Genomic DNA, 19,165 nt, shown 5'->3' with positions numbered 1-19,165 from the left:
AGCAAGCCTATGGTGTAATAAAAATCAGGGCCAATCGAATGGTATTGTAATCAATACTTTGTTTAAGGCTCTCGTAAATAGGCTTGATTTTTACACTGCCATTATCGTTAAAATCATTGGGATTATTGGCCACTTTAATCGCCACATAAGCATTGCCTACCGCCATCATCACATCGTCCTCAGGACGCAGATGAACACAAGCCAAGCTTGGATCTTGGCGTTTAAGATCACTAATATGGCGCATAATCGTTGACTGTGCAAGCTCACGCGTCTGAGCAATATCAGCGATAGATAAGCTTTCTTCTAATAGCAGCCGTGTCGCAAGCAAAGTACTCTGCGACTTATCTGAGACTTGATTGCCAAGTTTTTGTTTTTTCTCTTGCTGCGCTTGTTGCTGCTCACGGCGTTTTTTTTGTAAGTTAGCATAGGCATCAATCACTGACTTGCTCAAGGTACCGCCTGACTTTAAAATGAATTTTTCATGCGCCTGCTTCATGCTTTCTTCATCAAGCATCGCATAGTTGGCGTCGGCTTCCTCAGACAGCACCAAAAACCGCTTGTCCGCACCGCGTGCTAGCGGATCAAGTTGTAAGCTCATATCATTCATACCCAGCAGCTGTAGACCTGCCAGCGATTTTAGCCGTGACAATGCCACATAACCTTGCCCAAGCTCAAAAGTGCGCGATAAATCAATCTCGGCCGCCTCAAGGGTCATGCCTTGCGATTTATGAATAGTAATCGCCCAAGCCAAACACAGCGGCACTTGTAAGTAGCTTGCCAGCACGTCGCCGGTTTCGTCTTCGATGATCCATTCTTCAGGCTCAGCGATGACTTCACGACCTGAGTTTAGTCGAACTACAGGCATTTTTTGCATGGTTGGTTTTTTATCTTTTGGTTTTTCCTTACTTTCTTTATCTTTTTTGGCTTTGTTTTTCGTATTCTTAGCAATAGCATCTTGCGCAGTATCTTCAATCAAATCATCGCTCGTATCTTTACTATCGTCAATTTTTACCGCAGCAAAACCTATCAATTCACCCATGGTACCGTTGGACACACCAAGCTCAGTGTTGTTTTTGATAAACATTACCTTAGCACCAACTTTTAGAATCAGCTCATCTTGGGTGCGCACAGTCTTTTTGAGGGTCTCAACCAGTTTGCTATCACCTGTCGCGGTGGCCTCAAACCGCATGGTTTCGCCTTCAAGCGCTGCCAGTTCTTTATCATTGATTTTATTGACGTTGAGGTTGTGGGTATAGAGACGGGTGCGATTGATATCGACGTTTTGATCAAAGGTAGCTTCCAATGCCGCAATCGCCTCAAAAGTGACTTCTTGTCTGCGAATCTGATTGAGAATATCATCCAAATCGAGACCACCATTAGCGGCCTCACTGACTTGCCGATGCTGCTCGGATAAATAACAAATATGGAACTTAGCATCGAGCCAGGCCTCAGACATAAAAGCAAACTTTTCTCGGTTACTCTCACCCTTACTTCCAATCGGTGGTAACTGAAAAAAGTCCCCTGCAACCACCACTTGTATACCACCAAATGCAGCATCGTTTTTTCGCACATGCTTGAGCACTTGGTTGACTAGGTTAAGCTGCTTGGCATGCAGCATGGAAATCTCATCGATGATCAATACCGCCGTGTCTTTTAATCTGTCTGCTAAAAACTGCTTACGCGATAAATTGGTCAAATCACGATCAGACAACTCGTCTTTGATGCCTATACCCGACCAACTATGGATAGTCGTGCCGTTCATGTGTGTCGCCGCGATACCCGTACTAGCAGTCACAGCAACTGGCACACGGCGCGCGCGTAAGTAATTGATGTACTGGTTGAGAGTATAAGTTTTACCTGAACCTGCTGAGCCAGTCAAAAACACATTTTGACCTGTTTTTAAGATATCAAGAGCAGAAGATTGACGCATATATCCAAACCAACCAATAACATAAGAAAAAGGAAACTACCGTCGTAGCATCATAATGGTAGCAATTATAACAGCTGTACCAAGTTTTCGAACCAATTTAAGCAGATACTTATGCATAACCTAAATTTATGAAACAACCTGATTTGCTTTACTAAAAGTAACTATCCTTATACGCCAATCTCAACTTATCGTAGGCTTTTGATTTTTATAGAATTTAAAATTCTAATTGTTTTAACTGAAATTTTAAAAACTAAGTAAACCAATACCTTAGAAAAATAAGTTGAGAGTGGGGTATCTTTATGTATAAAAGTTCAGTAGGATAGACTGACAACCTGATCAGGAAGATCCAGCAAAACCGTGCAAGTGACTTTATAGATATGACCTCAAAAGATCATATATCAAAGGCTTGAACGTTTATTTGCTTTATAAATTAATACAACAAGGAGTCGTTAATGCTACACGCCTATCCCAATACAGAAAACAGCCCCGTCCAATTCCGCGAAAAATATGACAACTTTATCAATGGTGAGTGGGTCGCACCAGCCGATGGAGAATACTTTGACAACACCAGCCCCATTGACGGTAAAGTCATCTGCCAAGTCGCCCGTTCAAAAGAAGCGGATATTGAAAAAGCCTTAGACGCTGCTCATGCTGCCAAAGACGCTTGGGGCAAAACCAGTGTCGCTGAACGTGCCAATCTACTGCTCAAAATTGCAGATAAGATGGAAGCCAATTTAGAAGCCATCGCCATTGCCGAAACGTATGAAAACGGCAAGCCTGTACGTGAAACCCTAGCAGCAGACATTCCACTGGCTGTCGATCACTTTCGCTATTTTGCCAGTGCCATTCGTGCACAAGAAGGCGGCATCAGTCAAATTGATGATGACACGGTTGCTTATCACTTCCATGAGCCACTTGGTGTCGTCGGCCAAATTATCCCATGGAACTTTCCGATCCTCATGGCAGTATGGAAGCTAGCCCCTGCGCTTGCTGCTGGTAACTGTATAGTACTCAAGCCTGCAGAGCAAACGCCTGCCTCTATCCTATTTATGCTAGAGACGATCGGGATTGCTGATATCTTACCAAAAGGTGTCCTCAACGTGGTCAACGGTTTCGGAGTTGAAGCTGGTAAGCCGCTTGCCTCCAATCCACGTATCAATAAAGTTGCCTTTACTGGTGAGACGACTACTGGTCGTCTCATTATGCAGTATGCTAGTGAAAACATCATTCCAGTTACCCTAGAGCTGGGTGGTAAGAGTCCAAATATCTTCTTTGCTGATGTCATGGACGAAGACGATGATTTCTTGGATAAAGCCGTTGAAGGTTTGGTCATGTTTGCCTTAAACCAAGGTGAGGTTTGTACCTGTCCGTCGCGTGCGCTGGTACATGAGAGTATTTATGATGAATTTATCAAACGCTGTGTCGAGCGTGTTGAAGCCATCAAAATGGGCAATCCACTAGACACTGACACCATGATTGGTGCACAAGCCAGCTCAGACCAGTTAGAAAAAATCTTATCTTATCTGGATATCGGTAAAAAAGAAGGCGCAAAAGTCTTGGTTGGCGGCGAGCAAGCCAAACACGATGGCGAGCTTGGCGACGGTTATTATGTGAAACCGACCATCTTTGAAGGCACCAATGATATGCGCGTGTTCCAAGAAGAAATCTTTGGACCAGTACTTGCCGTCACGAAATTTAAAGACGACGAAGAGGCCATGAGCATTGCCAATGATACCTTATATGGTCTTGGTGCTGGAGTCTGGACACGCAGTGTACACAAAGCCTATCGCTTCGGACGTGGCATCCAAGCAGGTCGCGTGTGGACCAACTGCTACCACATCTATCCTTCGCATTCTGCATTTGGTGGCTACAAGCAATCGGGTATCGGCCGCGAAAACCATCTAATGATGCTTGATCATTATCAGCAAACCAAAAACATGCTGGTATCGTATAGTCCAAAAGCGATGGGGTTCTTTTAAACACTATTTGCTAAAGCACCTTACAAGGAAGCGTAAGGTGCAAACTCGATGCTTACTAAGCATCTACATGTAAAATAATTGGCAGTTTAAAAGACTAAGTCGAGCATTAGTGACTGCTAGTAATAAGGAGAAAGTAACATGGCTAATAAAATGAAAGCTGCGGTTCTGCATGAGTTCAACCAACCTCTGCAGATTGAAGAAGTTGATATCCCTACCCCAGGTCCTGGTCAAATTGTAGTAAAAATGCAGGCATCAGGTGTCTGTCATACCGACCTGCACGCTGTCGAAGGCGATTGGCCAGTCAAACCAAGCCCCCCGTTTATCCCTGGTCATGAAGGTGTCGGCCTGATCACTGCTGTGGGTGAAGGTGTTAAGCATGTTAAAGAAGGCGACCGTGTCGGTGTGCCTTGGCTCTACTCTGCCTGTGGTCACTGTACGCACTGTCTAGGTGGCTGGGAAACCCTGTGCCTAAGTCAAGAGAACTCTGGCTATTCAGTGAATGGTAGCTTTGCAGAATACGTATTGGCAGATGCTGACTATGTCGGCATTATTCCTGAGAGCGTCGACTCTATTGAGATTGCACCAGTTCTATGTGCAGGTGTGACGGTATATAAAGGTCTGAAAATGACAGACACCAAACCAGGTGATTGGGTCGTCATTTCAGGTATCGGTGGACTTGGTCACATGGCGGTACAGTACGCCATTGCCATGGGACTGAACGTTGCTGCCGTCGATATTGACGATGAAAAGCTCGATTTTGCCAAAAAACTGGGGGCAAAAGTCACCGTCAATGCCAAAAACACCGATCCTGGTGAGTATCTGCAAGAAGAGATCGGCGGTGCTCATGGTGTGCTAGTGACAGCCGTCTCCTCCAAGGCCTTTGATCAAGCACTAACCATGCTACGCCGCGGTGGTACTTTAGTCTGTAATGGTCTGCCAACAGGCGACTTCCCTGTCTCTATCTTTGATACGGTACTAAATGGTATTACCATTCGTGGCTCAATCGTTGGTACGCGGCTTGATTTGCAAGAATCGCTAGATATGGCGGCGGAAGGTAAAGTGAAAGCGACCGTAGCTGCTGAGCCGCTTGAGAATATTAATGACATTCTTGAACGTATGCGCCAAGGTAAAATCGAGGGTCGCATTGTGATTGACTACGCTATGTAGCCTTATAGCTTTGTGACATTTTGACATTGGTTTAATGGTTATTGTCTTTAATCATTAATAACAGGTCGTATCATTTCAACCATGCGTTACTAGCAATTTGAGTTGAAGGGATACGACCTTTTTATTTTCAGCTTTCAGATGTCAGTTGTTAATAATTTTTAATAACAAGTTATTTACAGTATGAGTTAGCAGTACCCTTAGTTTACTTATAGTCTTTATGTAGGGGAGCAACATGACAAGGACGCCTAACGATCATAAGAGCGCGGTCTCTGGCAGCACTCAAGCTGAAAAAGATTATTTCGCCAAACGTCAACTTAAAGAAGGTGCGGTTGGTTGGGTTTTATTGATAGGTCTTGGCGTCGCCTATGTCATCTCAGGAGACTTTGCTGGTTGGAACTTTGGCCTAGCACAAGGTGGTTGGGGCGGGATGTTTGTGGCCTTAATAGCCGTGGCTCTCATGTATCTATGCATGTGTTTATCGATGTCAGAGATGTCCACCATGTTGCCTACAGCAGGCGGTGGATATAGTTTCGCCCGTACCGCTTTTGGGCCTTTGGGAGGATATTTAACTGGTACTGCGATTTTGATTGAATATGCCATCGCACCAGCGGCTATCGCAGTGTTCATCGGCTCATATTGCGAGTCGTTGTTCGGTATCGGAGGCTGGATCGTATATTTGGCATGTTATATCGTCTTTATAGCTATTCACTTAAAGGGCGCAGGCGAAGCATTAAAGATTATGTTTGGCATTACCGCTGTTGCCTGTATTGCCCTCGTCGTATTTATCGTATCGATGTTTCCACATTTTGATAGTAAGAATCTATTTGATATTGCCGTCGGTACACAAGCAGGAGCAAGTCCGTTTTTACCCTTTGGTTATATCGGGATTTGGGCTGCCGTTCCTTATGCGATTTGGTTCTTTTTAGCGGTTGAGGGTGTGCCTCTAGCGGCTGAAGAAGCTAAGGATCCTGCTAAATCATTGCCGCGTGGATTAATCGGTGCCATGTTAATTTTAGCGTCATTCGCGTTGCTTATTTTATTCTTAGGACCAGGTGCTGCGGGTGCAGATACCTTAAAAGATTCAGGGGCGCCTTTGGTTGATGCCCTAATCGCCGTATATGGTGAAAATACGTGGTTGGCAAGTTTTGTAAACTTTGTTGGTCTCGCAGGTCTGATCGCCAGCTTCTTCTCCATCATTTATGCCTACTCTCGGCAGATTTTTGCTTTATCGCGTGCGGGTTATTTACCTAAGAAGCTCTCACTAACTAATAGCAATAAAGCGCCTTATTTGGCTCTAATTGTCCCTGGCATTATAGGTTTTCTGTTATCACTTACTGGTGAAGGAGATCTTCTTATTCTTATGGCGGTATTCGGTGCGACTATCTCATACGTATTAATGATGGCCTCGCACATTAAGCTGCGTTTATCTCGTCCTGACCTGCCGCGCCCTTATAAGACACCGGGCGGCATCATGACGTCAGGTATAGCACTTGTACTCGCTTTTTTTGCCGTAATCGCAGGACTGATGGTAGATCCCAAAGTTTGGTTTATGGCAGCAGGGATTTATGTCGTATTTATTCTCTACTTCGTCATATTTAGCCGTCATCACTTAGTGAGTGGCACGCCAGAAGAAGAGTTCGCAGAGATTCAAGCCGCGTCAGATGATTTAAGTTAATAATGTTTATAGAGCTTATATTTTATAGCCTATAAAATTGATAGATAGAAGGTGAACAAAATGGCTTATCAACATACTGTAGGGCAGAAAACCTACCAATTTGAGAGTTTAAAAGTGTTACTTGCCAAAGCATCACCGCGACGCTCAGGTGATGAATTGGCTGGGGTTGCAGCCTCTGATGCTACTGAACGTGTAGCAGCGCAAATGGCTTTAGCCGATTGTTTATTAATCGACTTTTTGGATGACATTACCATCCCCTATAAAGACGATGAAGTAACTCGGCTAATCATGGCACAGCACGATAAACAAGCCTTTGCCAAAATATCCAGCTTTACCGTTGGTGATCTAAGAAACTGGTTATTAGGAGAATCCGCCACAAGGGATGAAATAGCCCAATTAAAATATGCCTTTACCCCAGAGATGGTAGCTGCCGTTAGTAAAATAATGCGCGTGCAAGATCTAATTCTAGTCGCCAAGAAATGCCAAGTCGTCACTAAGTTTCGCAACACTATCGGTCTTGATGGTTGCTTGTCTACGCGCTTGCAGCCCAATCATCCTACCGACGATATGTTGGGCATTTCTGCCAGTATTATCGATGGCTTGATGTATGGCAACGGGGATGCTGTGATTGGCATCAATCCCGCCACTGACAATCTACAAAACTTATCAGAATTACTAAAGTTGCTAGACCATGTGATATCTGAATATCAAATTCCTACTCAATCTTGCGTATTGACTCACATCACCTCCGCTATTCAATTGATTGAGAAAAAAGTGCCCGTTGATTTAGTCTTTCAGTCAATTACTGGCAGCGAAAAAGCCAATACCAGCTTTGGTATAGATTTGGCCCTATTGAGAGAAGGCTATGAAGCGGGGCTCAGCCTAAATCGTGGCACGGTCGGGCAAAATGTTATGTATTTTGAGACCGGACAAGGCAGTGCGCTGTCAAGCAATGCGCATTTCGATGTCGATCAGCAAACAATGGAAGCAAGAGCTTATGCAGTGGCTAGAGAATTTAATCCATTGTTAGTAAATACGGTCGTTGGATTTATTGGCCCTGAATATCTGTTTGACGGCAAACAAATCATTCGCGCCGGCTTAGAAGATCACTTCTGTGGCAAGCTACTTGGCGTACCTATGGGCTGTGATATTTGCTATACCAATCATGCTGATGCTGATCAAGATGATATGGATACCTTATTGACCTTGCTTGCGACCGCTGGAATCAACTTTATTATGGGTATTCCAGGCTCTGATGATGTCATGCTCAATTACCAAACCACCTCATTCCATGATGCCCTCTATGCTAGGCAGTTGCTTGGGTTGACCCCTGCCCCTGAGTTTGCGCATTGGCTCAGTGAAAACGGCATTTATACTCAAACGCAAAACAGTATCCAGTGGTCAGACAAACCATCGTCCCTGCTTTCTGGCATTATGTAACCCTATAATATTGATTAAAATAAATCTATAAAGTCACGCAATACCGAATCATAAAGGAGAATGCTATGTCTATGAATGATTCGCAAGTTAAACAGTCGATTATTGACGAAGACAAACCTGAAACGAGTCAACGATCTGAATTGGTTCATTTAGATCCTTGGCAGAAACTAAAAGAATATACAGACTCTAGAATTGCGCTAGGACGAGTTGGCTGTAGTATTCCTACTAAGCCTTTATTAAAGTTTCAGCTTGATCATGCCGAAGCCAAAGATGCGGTACTACAAGACTTAGATATCGAACGCTTGGTTGATGATTTGTCTACACAATGCCATCTTACTTTTAAAGATATGGACACAGAAGCTGAGGCAGAAGATTCAGAAAAAAGTGACGAACGAGCTCTAGAGCAATCAGATGAGGTTTGGGAGCTATTCAAAGTAATGAGTCAGGCAGAAAACAAATCTGACTATCTTAAACGTCCAGATTGGGGAAGACTACTAAACACTGAGTCCTCTGAAAAATTAGAGCGCTTTTTAGAACAATCTGGCACAGATAAATCTTATGATGTCATCATCGTGATGGGAGATGGGCTGTCGGCACGAGCGCTAGAAGAGAATGGCCCAAAACTGGTCGCGGAGCTGTTGCCATTATTTAAAGAAGAAGGCTGGAGCATCGCGCCCTTAGTCATTGCAACTGGCAGCCGTGTGGCTTTAGGCGATAAAATTGCAGAACGTCTCAATGCCAAAATGCTGGTCATGCTTATTGGTGAGCGGCCCGGTCTCAGCTCCCCTGACAGCTTAGGTATTTATTATACTTGGGACGCGCATGCTGATAGCCATGACGCCATGCGCAACTGTATCTCTAATGTGCGAGCAGCTGGGTTGCCTGTCAAAATGGCAGCGAATCGACTATTAGCACTAATGAAGAAATCTTGTGAACTTAAATTGTCTGGTGTTGATTTAAAAGACGAGCAAGAGCTACCAACCCTAGATCAAAGTCAGCCAGCGATAAAACTGCTATAAAATAAATTGCATAAATTATTGTCATGATAAGGAGTCCGACATGAAACTTGAAGCGACAGAATCCTGTAAAGAATTAATCGAACTACTAAAATCTAAACACGGTGACCTGATGTTCCATCAATCTGGTGGCTGCTGCGATGGTAGCTCACCGATGTGTTATCCGTTAGGCGAGTTTAAAGTTGGCGGGCAAGATGTGTTAGTCGGTGAGCTTGCAGGCTGTCCATTTTATATGGGTAAAGCACAATATAAACTATGGCAGCATACCGATCTAACTATCGATGTGGTAGACGGTCGCGGTGCAAGTTTTTCACTTGAGATACCAGAGGGCAAACGTTTTATCGTGCGCTCAGAGATATGCGAAATATAGGTGTTTTATTTAAAAGAATATACCAGCGCTTAAAAGTATAGATAAACGACTTGAAAACCTAATTTGTTGAATCGAATCATTAGACATTTTTTTTCTTAAAGGCGTACTCAATAATTAATACGCCTTAGTCATTTTTATTTTTTTATTTCAATAAAATATTAGTTATTGTTTAGTCACTGTTGCTCAATTAAAAACAAACATCATTAGCATGAGATAGTTTCTGTTGAATTTAGTTTACAGATATCTTGCGTTGTAACCATTTAACAGAGTATATTCAAACGACTTATTTATATTTGTTTTTTTGTAGGCTTTGTTCATAGTGGGTAAAACATTACTCCTGTTCTGCATTGCATATTAAAAATATTATATTAATAAATACTTTAAAGGGAATTTAGAGTTTGCCAATTGTGTTTATGGTTCAAATATGAACCTGTGCATATATCGGCAAATTCCTTATCATTTACATAGGATGTAATAATGCAAAAATCACTCTTCAAACTTACCTTGTTGGCTACGGTTATCTTAGGTATAAGCGCTTGTAGCGGCGACAACAAAACGACTGATGAATTTGCTGCCAGCTCAGACACGAAAGCGGCAAAAACGTTGCTTTATTGTTCAGAAGGCAGCCCGGCCGGCTTTGATCCTGCGCAGTATACTGCCGGTACTGATTTCGATGCCAGCGCCTACCCTATCTATAATGGTATTGTGCAGTTTAAGCGCGCTGAGACTGAGATTGAACCTGCGCTAGCTGAAAGCTGGGATATTAGCGAAGACGGCAAGACTTATACCTTTAATTTGCGTAAAGGGGTAAAATTTGGTACTACCGACTACTTTACTCCATCTCGTGATTTCAACGCCGATGACTTTATTTTTACCTTAAAGCGCATTACTGATCCAGACTTTGAATTTAATAAAGCCTATCCCGCTGAATTTCCCTATTCGGTCGGTATGGGGCTGCCTGATATCATCTCCGATATCGAAAAAGTTGATGATTACACGGTTAAAGTTACGCTTAGCGAGACCAATGCGCCATTCTTACAAAACTTGGCTATGCCATTTGCCTATATCAATTCGGCTGAGTATGCCGACCAACTATTAGCGGCGGACAACGCTGCGGATATCAATACCAAGCCGGTTGGTACTGGACCTTTTGTCTTTACTTCCTATCAAAAAGATGCACAAATTCGCTACACCAAAAACCCAGATTATTGGAATAAAGACGATATTCATATCGACAATTTAGTGTTTGTTATTACTAAAGACTCAGCGGTTCGCGCGCAAAAAGTACAGGCAGGCGAATGCCATGTATCTGCCTATCCAAAACCTGCCGAAATTGATGCTGTCAAACAATCTGGTAAGGCCACAGTACTTGATCAGCCCGGATTCAATCTTGGCTATGTCGGCTACAATGTCGAAAAACCTAAACTTAGTGATGTTAAAGTCCGTCAAGCCTTAGATATGGCGATCAACAAAGACGCGATCATCAATGCGGTTTATCAAAGCGAGGGAGTGAAAGCGACCAATCCGATGCCGCCAACGCAGTGGGGCTATGATGAATCACTACAAGACGCTCCTTACGATGTAGAAAAGGCCAAAGCGCTTATTAAAGAAGCTGGTGCTGATAATCTTGAAATCGACCTATGGTATATGCCAGTACAGCGTCCGTACAACCCTAATGCCAAGCTCATGGCTGAGATGCTACAAGCGGATTGGGCAAAGATCGGCGTTGATGCCAATTTGGTCACTTATGAGTGGGGAGAGTATCTAAATCGCGCTGCTAAAGGTGAGCCTGATGTGATCCTATCAGGTTGGACTGGTGATAATGGTGATCCAGATAACTGGCTTGGCACGTTATTATCTTGCGATGCTGTCGGTGGTAACAACTACTCACGCTGGTGTAATAAGGACTTTGACAGTTTAGTGACCAACGCCCGCCAGATTACCAATCAAGATGATCGCGTCAGTGATTATGTACAAGCTCAGCAGATATTCAAAGAGCAGCTGCCTTGGACGACGATGGCGCATTCGGTGGTGACCGTATTCACAGCACCAAACGTTGTCGATTATAAGATTAGTCCACTGGGTTCAATACGCTTCGATGGTGTCAAGGTTGAATAACCTGAACTGATAAAGTCCGTTACGACATACACGATTGTTTAATTCGTATTCGGCTAGGTCAGACCCTCTGCTCTAGCCGATTTTATATAAACTAACCGTTTTGTCACGGGCACTCTTTTCACTGTCAACACTCTAATCATTGAACCACAACTATTGAGCAGCCCATGCTACTTTATATTTTGCGTCGTATTGCCATTTTAATTCCTGTCTATATTGGCTTAACGCTATCAACCTTTACCCTGATTCGTCTCGTCCCTGGCGATGCCGTTGAGATTATGATGGGTGAGCGTATGGTCGATCCAGAATTACATGCCCGTGCCTTAGAAAGACTTGGCTTAGACAAACCACTCATTGTCCAATATTGGGATTACCTAACCGGTATCTTGACCGGTGATTTTGGTCAGTCCTTTCGTACACGCACTCCAGTGTTGCAAGACTTCTTTGCTCATTTTGTACCAACCTTAGAACTAGCCTTATGCGCCATTGTCATTGCTAGTGTCATCGGTATTAGCTTGGGTATCTTTGCTGCGCTGCGACGTGGTACGTGGATTGATTACACCTTAATGTCAGGAGCGCTGGCAGGATACTCCATGCCCATATATCTATTGGGGCCTATTCTGACAGGTATATTCGCCCACTATTTAGGCTTGTTACCAGTCGCTGGCGTGATTTCTGTCGCGCAATTTTTAGATGTCCAGCCCTTGTATGGCTCTTGGTTACTAGGGTCTCTGACGTCAGGAGAACCTGGCGCATTTTGGAACGTGGTAAAGCACTTTATCTTACCTTCTATTGCTTTATCGACTATTCCATTAGCGATGATAGCGAGGATGACACGCTCTGCAATGCTGGAGGTGTTAGATGAGGACTATGTGCGTACAGCACAAGCCAAAGGCTTATCACCGCGCCGAGTGATATTAGTGCATGTGATGCGCAATGCTTTGATTACAGTAGTCACTGTCGTTGGCTTACAGATGGCGACTTTGCTTGCTGGCGCCATTATCACTGAGACTATCTTTAGTTGGCCAGGCGTGGGTAATTGGCTACTTGATGGGTTTTTTACGCGTGATTATCCCATTGTGCAAAACGGTATCTTACTGGTAGCCACCGCCTTGATTTTGGTTAGTTTATTTATCGATATTTTGTATGGTCTTATCAATCCGCGTATTCGACATACTTCTTAATTTAACATTGATAAATAATCATATTACAAATAGTGACGACTAGCGCTTGCATAGTTTAGAGCAGTTTTTAGCAAATCCTTAGTACCTTTTTAGGAATAAGACTCTAAACACTGTCGAAGCGCTAGCCACTACAGGAATTGCTCATGAAGCCTTCTGTTCTTCCCTCTGATGTCAATCTAGCAGCTACACCGCCCTCGTCTTGGCAGCTATTTTTATCGACGTTCTGCCGAAATAAAGGCGCAGTACTTGGTTTTATTGTACTGGCGTTAATGGTCATTATTGCCATAATTGCGCCCGCTATTGCGCCTCATGACCCTTATGAATTGTTCACTGGCCAAGAGCAATTGCCACCAGCGTTTCTGAGTGGTGGCGATACTATGTTTTGGCTCGGTACTGACGATGCAGGTCGAGATACCTTGTCTCGGGTAATGTATGGCGCGCGTTACTCATTGTTTATTGGTCTAAGTGCCACTACCCTTGCTATGTTGGTCGGTGTTTCATTAGGACTTAGCGCCGCGTTTTGGCCAAAGGTTTGGGGCAAAGCGGTGATGCTAGTCAATGATATTTTGATGTCCTATCCTAGCTTGCTGTTGGCTATCATTATTGCGGCTATCTTAGGCCCTTCTATGACCAACACTATTATTACCATTGCCTTAGTTTGTACACCACCTTTTATTCGCCTGACACGTGCTACCGCTATGGTAGAGCTACAACGTGAGTATTTTGTTGCCTCACAAGTGATGGGCGCTGGCGTATTCCGCTTGTTGTTCGTGACCATTCTACCCAACTGTATGGCCCCGCTCATCGTACAAGCGACGATGATTTTCTCCTCTGCCATTTTAGAAGCAGGTGCGATTGGTTTCCTAGGCTTCGGTGTACAACCGCCAGATGCTGAATGGGGTGCGATGTTAGGTACAGCGCGTCAATATATTCAAAGTAATGTTTGGCTAGCCATTTGGCCGGGTGTCGCTATTTTCTTAGCTGCCTTATCAATTAACTTAACTGGCGATGGCCTACGCGATGCTCTAGATCCTAAATTGAAGCAGGTAACCTAATGACTGAAATCTTAAATAATGCTTCTGTAGTAAATTCAGCAGGTTCTTCGACAGAAAACACCCCACTACTATTAGATATCAAAAATCTCTCGGTAACCTTTGGTGAAGGGGCGCGTGCTTTTCGCGCAGTAGATGATGTGTCGTTAACGATTAGGCAAGGCGAAGTTGTGGCAGTCGTCGGTGAATCTGGTTCAGGAAAGTCCGTCACTATGATGGCCTTAATGGGACTACTGCCGCCCTCTGCGACAGTTCGTGCTAAGCGAGTGATGTTTGATAAGAAAGACATGCTGAGTATGCGAGCCAAAGAAAAACGCGGCATTATTGGCAAAGACATCTCGATGATTTTTCAAAATGCGATGTCTTGTCTAAATCCAAGCTTTACGGTTGAGATGCAATTGGGTGAAGTATTACGCAAGCATCTTGGTTTGCGGGGTTCAGCGGTCCAGACACGTATCTTAGAGCTGCTAGAATTGGTCGAGATGCCGGAAGCCAAAAACCGTCTTAAAGTCTATCCGCATCAGCTGTCAGGTGGTATGAGTCAGCGAGTTATGATTGCGATGGCGATTGCTTGTGAGCCAAAACTGCTTATCGCTGATGAACCAACCACGGCTCTTGATGTTACGGTTCAAGCGCAAATCATGGACTTACTCAGCCGACTACAACGCGAAAAACAAATGGCAATGGTGCTTATCACCCATGATTTAGGTTTAGTCGCGCAAAACTCACGCGATGTCGTCGTCATGTATGCCGGCCAAGTGGTTGAAACCAGTACCGTGCCAGAGATTTTTCAAAGTCCTGCTCACCCTTATACCGAGGCATTGCTACAAGCCATCCCCGAGCTGGCTATCGGTCAAGACAGACTTAACAGCTTGCCGGGTGTCGTACCCAGTCAATACGATCGCCCGAGCGGTTGCTTATTGTCTCCGCGTTGTCCGTATAAAGAGCCAGCTTGTGAAGTACCACCGCCTATCTTAGAGACGCCGAATGGCAGCGTGCGCTGTATTCACTCAGACCTGTCAAATTTACCTTCTCGCACTTCTATCGCTAACACTGCTACTGTGGAGTCCCAGTTATGAGTAATAAAGTGGTCTTAAAAGCAGTGAATCTACACAAGCATTACCCAGTATCGCAAGGTTTGGGCAAACCTAAAGCTTATGTTAAAGCCTTAAACGGTATCTCATTTGAGCTTGAAGCTGGCAAGACGCTTGCGGTCGTTGGTGAATCAGGCTGCGGTAAATCAACTCTTGCCCGCCAGCTAACGCTCATTGAACAGCCTACTGACGGTGAGTTATTTATCAACGATGAAGCGACGACTGGTTATAGTAGAAAAGCATTAAAAGATTTGCGTACCGAAATTCAGATGGTATTCCAAAACCCTTATGGTAGCCTTAACCCGCGTCATACGATCGGTTATCAATTGACTGAACCATTAGATATTCATACCAAACTATCAAAGGAAGAAAAGCGTAGTAAGATAAATGAGATGATGAGGCATGTTGGTTTACGTCCCGAACATGCTGGCCGTTATCCGCATATGTTTTCAGGTGGACAGCGCCAACGGATTGCCCTTGCCCGCGCTATGATGCTCAATCCAAAGATTGTGGTCGCTGATGAACCTACCTCCGCGCTCGATGTCTCGATTCAAGCGCAAGTCTTGAATTTATTTATGGACTTGCAAGACGAATACCATACCGCTTACGTCTTTATCTCGCACAACCTATCAGTAGTTCGCCATGTCGCTGATGATGTGATGGTAATGTACTTGGGTCAAGCGGTCGAACATGGGCCTAAAGAAGCTATTTATAATGCTCCTAAACATCCCTACACCATTGCTTTATTAGCAGCGGCACCGACTGTAACTGGCCATAAAAATGACTTAACCTTACATGGTGAGCTTCCAAGTCCACTTAACCCACCAAGTGGCTGCGCACTGCATAAACGCTGTCCTTACGCCAAGCCCAAATGTAGCGAAATAGAGCCAGAGCTGCGAGAATGGGAAGGTCGATTGGTTGCTTGTTTACGGTTGGAAGAGATTTATGGTTGAGATAAACAATCGCCTAGACTTGGGGCTACGGTACAATGTTAAATACGAAATAAAAGAAGACTTAGACGCGCTGACATTAAAGTTTTTATTTACCGACTAAGGTAATATTGCAACTATAAAGTCATACACATCTAAGTCTAAATGAGTGCTACCAAATTTATATTTATTTTGGTACTTTTATATATTACTTAGTACTGCCATGGTTGGTCTTGTTCTATACCAGCCGTGTCTAATTTATTTCTTTTTTTCTGGATTTTGGTGTCTATCTTTTCCTGTTTTTTACTAGCTTTTTGATTAATATTGTCAATTAAGCCCTGAATCATCTTATCTACTTTGTCTTGCTCTTTCTGACGTTTCTTATCTACCTTACCAAGCTCCTTTTGACGCGCCTTATCTATTTTATCTTGTTCTTTTTGGCGCAGCTTATCAAGCTTACTTAGCTGCTTCTTAACCTTTTTACTGAGTGTGATATCATCTTTTGTATCATTCTTAGCAGATTTGTCTGACATAAGGCAACTCCTTAATTGTATTGTATAAATCGTTTAGATACCTGATGTTAAGTTAATATCCTTGTCTAATCAACGTGTTAGTACAAAACAAATACACATCGCGAAGCGCCCTTAAATTGGTAGACCAAACATAATATTGATCGTTATTCATCATGTAGGCTGCTTAACTCCTTCTACCTCAAAGTCCGACTCCGCAAACGACTGCTGAATAGCAATCAAGTTCGCACCGCAGCTCGTCACATCACCACCGCATACAATAGGCGCAACATCGACGATAAAAGTAGGATCGCCAGTAAGAATAGTAGTAAGCTTTTTACAATTTTTGCAGATGACTTTATCGCCTTTACGTGAGACTTGTACACCGTTGTGCGTGGTATGCGGTGAACCCGTAATACCTGTACCGCCATGAGTAGTTGTAGCACCAACGGTGATATAGGCTGCCATAATATTATCTTAAAGTCTTATTCTAAAAACTTAGTTTGCAAAGAAGCATAATGCTTACTGAGTAGAGTTCCATTTAGTTAACCAAAATAACGAACAAATATCAATTAAAAGCCAAAAACCAAATAAAAAAAGAGCCACCATAATTATCTAGCGGCTCTTCTCTATGTAGTAGCTGGGCTAAAGCCACAGCCTACGAACTAAGTTTAATCTAAACCAAACTCTCCACAGCCTCAACCACCGCTTCAGTCGTAATACCAAACTCTTTATACAAGTCACTCGCAGGTGCTGACTCGCCATAAGTGGTCATGCCAATGACTTTGCCGTCAAGACCGACGAACTTATACCAGTAGTCGACATGGGCAGCTTCGACTGCGACGCGGGCGCGGATAGTGGCAGGCAATACAGCGTCACGATAGCTGGCGTCTTGCTCCATAAAGATTTCAGCACATGGCATAGAGACCACACGGACGCCAACGCCATTTGCGCCAAGCGTTGCATACGCTTCCATCGCTAGGCCAACTTCTGAACCGGCCGCGATGATGATGGCTTTTAGCTCGCCTTGTTCCTTCGCTAGTACATAACCACCTTTGGTGATGTTCGCTACTTGCTCACTATCACGTGCTTGATGTGGCAAGCTTTGACGGCTAAAGATCAATGCTGATGGGTTGTTTTCTGATTTGATTGCTTCTACCCAAGCCGTAGCAGATTCGGTTGCATCACAAGGACGCCATGTACGTAGATTTGGCGTGGTACGTAGGCTAGTCAATTGCTCAACTGGCTGATGCGTTGGGCCATCTTCACCCAGACCGATAGAGTCATGCGTATAAACATGGATGATACGTTGCTTCATCAATGCGCCCATACGGACGGCGTTACGCGCGTATTCCATGAACATGAGGAAGGTTGCAACGTAAGGGATAAAGCCACCATGTAGCGCGATACCATTGGCAATCGCGGTCATACCGAACTCGCGCACGCCATAGTAAATATAGTTGCCATCAGCGTCAGTTTCGATGCCTTTCGCACCTTTAAATAGTGTGAGGTTTGAGCCAGCCAGATCCGCTGAACCGCCTAATAACTCTGGCAATAATGGCTGCAAAGTATTAATCGCGTTTTGACTGGCTTTACGGCTGGCAACATCACCGCCCTGCTCTTGGGTTTGTTGGATGTAGTCCTTTGCTTGCTTGTCAAAGTTTGCCGGCAATTCGCCATTTAGGCGGCGTAATAGCTCGTCCGCCAACTCTGGATAGGCTTTTTTGTACGCTGCAAAATCCGCATCCCAGTTCTTTTGTTGGACATCGCCTTTGGCTTTGGCATCCCACGCTTCGTAGATTTCATCATCTAACTCAAACGGTGCATGCTTCCAAGACAACGCATCACGGGTCAAGGCAATTTCATCATCACCAAGTGGTGCACCATGGCTGGCTGCTAGGCCTTGCTTGTTTGGGCTGCCCGCACCGATAGTGGTTTTGCAAATAATTAGGCTTGGCTTTGCCGTTTCGTTAATGGCTTGCTCAGTTGCTTGCGTGATGGCATCAGTATCATGGCCGTCGACTTTGATAACTTGCCAGCCATACGCTTCAAAACGCGCCTGCGTATCATCAGTGAACCAGCCCTCAACATCACCATCGATAGAGATACCATTATCATCATAGAAGAATACCAGCTTGCCAAGCTCTAGCGTGCCAGCGAGCGAGCAAACTTCATGGCTAATACCTTCCATCAAGCAGCCATCACCCAAGAACGCATAGGTATGGTGGTCGACGATGTTATGACCGTCACGATTAAACTGTGCCGCTAAGGTCTTTTCAGCGATAGCAAAACCAACCGCGTTGGCGATACCTTGTCCTAATGGACCAGTCGTGGTCTCAACGCCCGGCGTGTAGCCAAGTTCAGGATGGCCTGGGGTTTTTGAATGCAACTGACGGAAGCCTTTTAGGTCATCAACGCTGACGTCATAGCCTGATAAATGTAATAACGAGTAAATAAGCATCGAGCCATGACCGTTCGATAACACAAAGCGATCGCGGTTGGGCCATTGCGGGTCAGCAGGATTGTGCTTTAAAAACTTGCGCCACAGAACTTCAGCAATATCAGCCATGCCCATCGGCGCGCCTGGATGTCCAGAGTTGGCTTTTTGAACCGCATCAAACGACAGTACACGGATGGCATTGGCTAATTTACGTTCGTTAATTGGGGTGGGCATAGAGTGTCCTAATATTCGAATGAGAAGTATG

15 protein-coding genes are annotated in these 19,165 nt (G+C 44.3%); 11 read left to right on the top strand and 4 right to left on the bottom strand.

The window, feature by feature from the left end; all coding sequences use genetic code 11:
• Positions 1-7 precede the first annotated feature (7 nt).
• The gene (locus BTV98_RS02200) at positions 8-1,930 is read right to left on the bottom strand and encodes an AAA family ATPase (RefSeq protein ID WP_075102815.1); all 1,923 of its coding nucleotides are present in this window, start codon (positions 1,928-1,930) and stop codon (positions 8-10) included.
• A gap of 452 nt (positions 1,931-2,382) precedes the next feature.
• On the opposite strand from BTV98_RS02200, the gene BTV98_RS02195 reads away from it, so the two are divergent.
• The 11 genes from BTV98_RS02195 (at position 2,383) to BTV98_RS02145 (ending at position 15,975) form a co-directional block, all read left to right on the top strand.
• Positions 2,383-3,909, top strand: coding sequence for an aldehyde dehydrogenase family protein (locus tag BTV98_RS02195; protein WP_068408106.1), 1,527 nt, complete (start codon positions 2,383-2,385; stop codon positions 3,907-3,909).
• 138 nt (positions 3,910-4,047) lie between these two features.
• Positions 4,048-5,076, top strand: a complete 1,029-nt coding sequence (adhP, locus tag BTV98_RS02190) for an alcohol dehydrogenase AdhP (protein ID WP_178379340.1) — start codon at positions 4,048-4,050, stop codon at positions 5,074-5,076.
• 232 nt (positions 5,077-5,308) lie between these two features.
• Positions 5,309-6,751: an ethanolamine permease gene (gene eat, locus BTV98_RS02185; RefSeq protein WP_075102814.1), complete on the top strand. Its 1,443-nt coding sequence runs from the start codon at positions 5,309-5,311 to the stop codon at positions 6,749-6,751.
• 60 nt (positions 6,752-6,811) lie between these two features.
• Positions 6,812-8,191, top strand: a complete 1,380-nt coding sequence (locus BTV98_RS02180) for an ethanolamine ammonia-lyase subunit EutB (protein ID WP_058367741.1) — start codon at positions 6,812-6,814, stop codon at positions 8,189-8,191.
• 65 nt (positions 8,192-8,256) lie between these two features.
• Entirely contained in the window at positions 8,257-9,210 is a 954-nt protein-coding gene (gene eutC, locus BTV98_RS02175; protein ID WP_256713819.1) for an ethanolamine ammonia-lyase subunit EutC, read from the top strand.
• 40 nt (positions 9,211-9,250) lie between these two features.
• Positions 9,251-9,577, top strand: a complete 327-nt coding sequence (locus BTV98_RS02170) for a DUF779 domain-containing protein (RefSeq protein WP_058367740.1) — start codon at positions 9,251-9,253, stop codon at positions 9,575-9,577.
• A gap of 477 nt (positions 9,578-10,054) precedes the next feature.
• Positions 10,055-11,695: an ABC transporter substrate-binding protein gene (locus tag BTV98_RS02165; protein ID WP_075102813.1), complete on the top strand. Its 1,641-nt coding sequence runs from the start codon at positions 10,055-10,057 to the stop codon at positions 11,693-11,695.
• Positions 11,696-11,859: 164 nt separating this feature from the next.
• Positions 11,860-12,876, top strand: coding sequence for an ABC transporter permease (locus BTV98_RS02160; protein WP_075102812.1), 1,017 nt, complete (start codon positions 11,860-11,862; stop codon positions 12,874-12,876).
• Between the two features lie 143 nt (positions 12,877-13,019).
• On the top strand, positions 13,020-13,931 hold the full coding sequence (locus BTV98_RS02155; RefSeq protein WP_075102811.1) for an ABC transporter permease: 912 nt from the start codon (positions 13,020-13,022) through the stop codon (positions 13,929-13,931).
• Entirely contained in the window at positions 13,931-15,007 is a 1,077-nt protein-coding gene (locus BTV98_RS02150; protein WP_075102810.1) for an ABC transporter ATP-binding protein, read from the top strand. The genes BTV98_RS02155 and BTV98_RS02150 overlap by 1 nt, the downstream gene beginning before the upstream one ends.
• Entirely contained in the window at positions 15,004-15,975 is a 972-nt protein-coding gene (locus BTV98_RS02145; RefSeq protein WP_075102809.1) for a peptide ABC transporter ATP-binding protein, read from the top strand. The genes BTV98_RS02150 and BTV98_RS02145 overlap by 4 nt, the downstream gene beginning before the upstream one ends.
• A 188-nt stretch (positions 15,976-16,163) precedes the next feature.
• On the opposite strand, the gene BTV98_RS02140 is transcribed toward BTV98_RS02145, so the two are convergent.
• The 3 genes from BTV98_RS02140 to tkt all read right to left on the bottom strand — a co-directional run bounded on the left by BTV98_RS02140 (position 16,164) and on the right by tkt (position 19,134).
• Positions 16,164-16,484, bottom strand: a complete 321-nt coding sequence (locus BTV98_RS02140) for a hypothetical protein (protein ID WP_058367739.1) — start codon at positions 16,482-16,484, stop codon at positions 16,164-16,166.
• A 150-nt stretch (positions 16,485-16,634) separates the two neighbouring features.
• Positions 16,635-16,928 (bottom strand): PAAR domain-containing protein, encoded by a 294-nt coding sequence (locus BTV98_RS02135; protein ID WP_075102808.1) that lies wholly within the window; start codon positions 16,926-16,928, stop codon positions 16,635-16,637.
• Between the two features lie 208 nt (positions 16,929-17,136).
• Positions 17,137-19,134, bottom strand: coding sequence for a transketolase (gene tkt / locus BTV98_RS02130; RefSeq protein WP_075102807.1), 1,998 nt, complete (start codon positions 19,132-19,134; stop codon positions 17,137-17,139).
• Between the last annotated feature and the right edge of the window lie 31 nt (positions 19,135-19,165).

The organism is Psychrobacter sp. Cmf 22.2 (assembly GCF_001921745.1).
Classification (GTDB): domain Bacteria; phylum Pseudomonadota; class Gammaproteobacteria; order Pseudomonadales; family Moraxellaceae; genus Psychrobacter.
The sequence above is the reverse complement of the archived record's forward strand: the minus strand, read 5'-3'. Positions and strand labels throughout refer to the sequence as shown.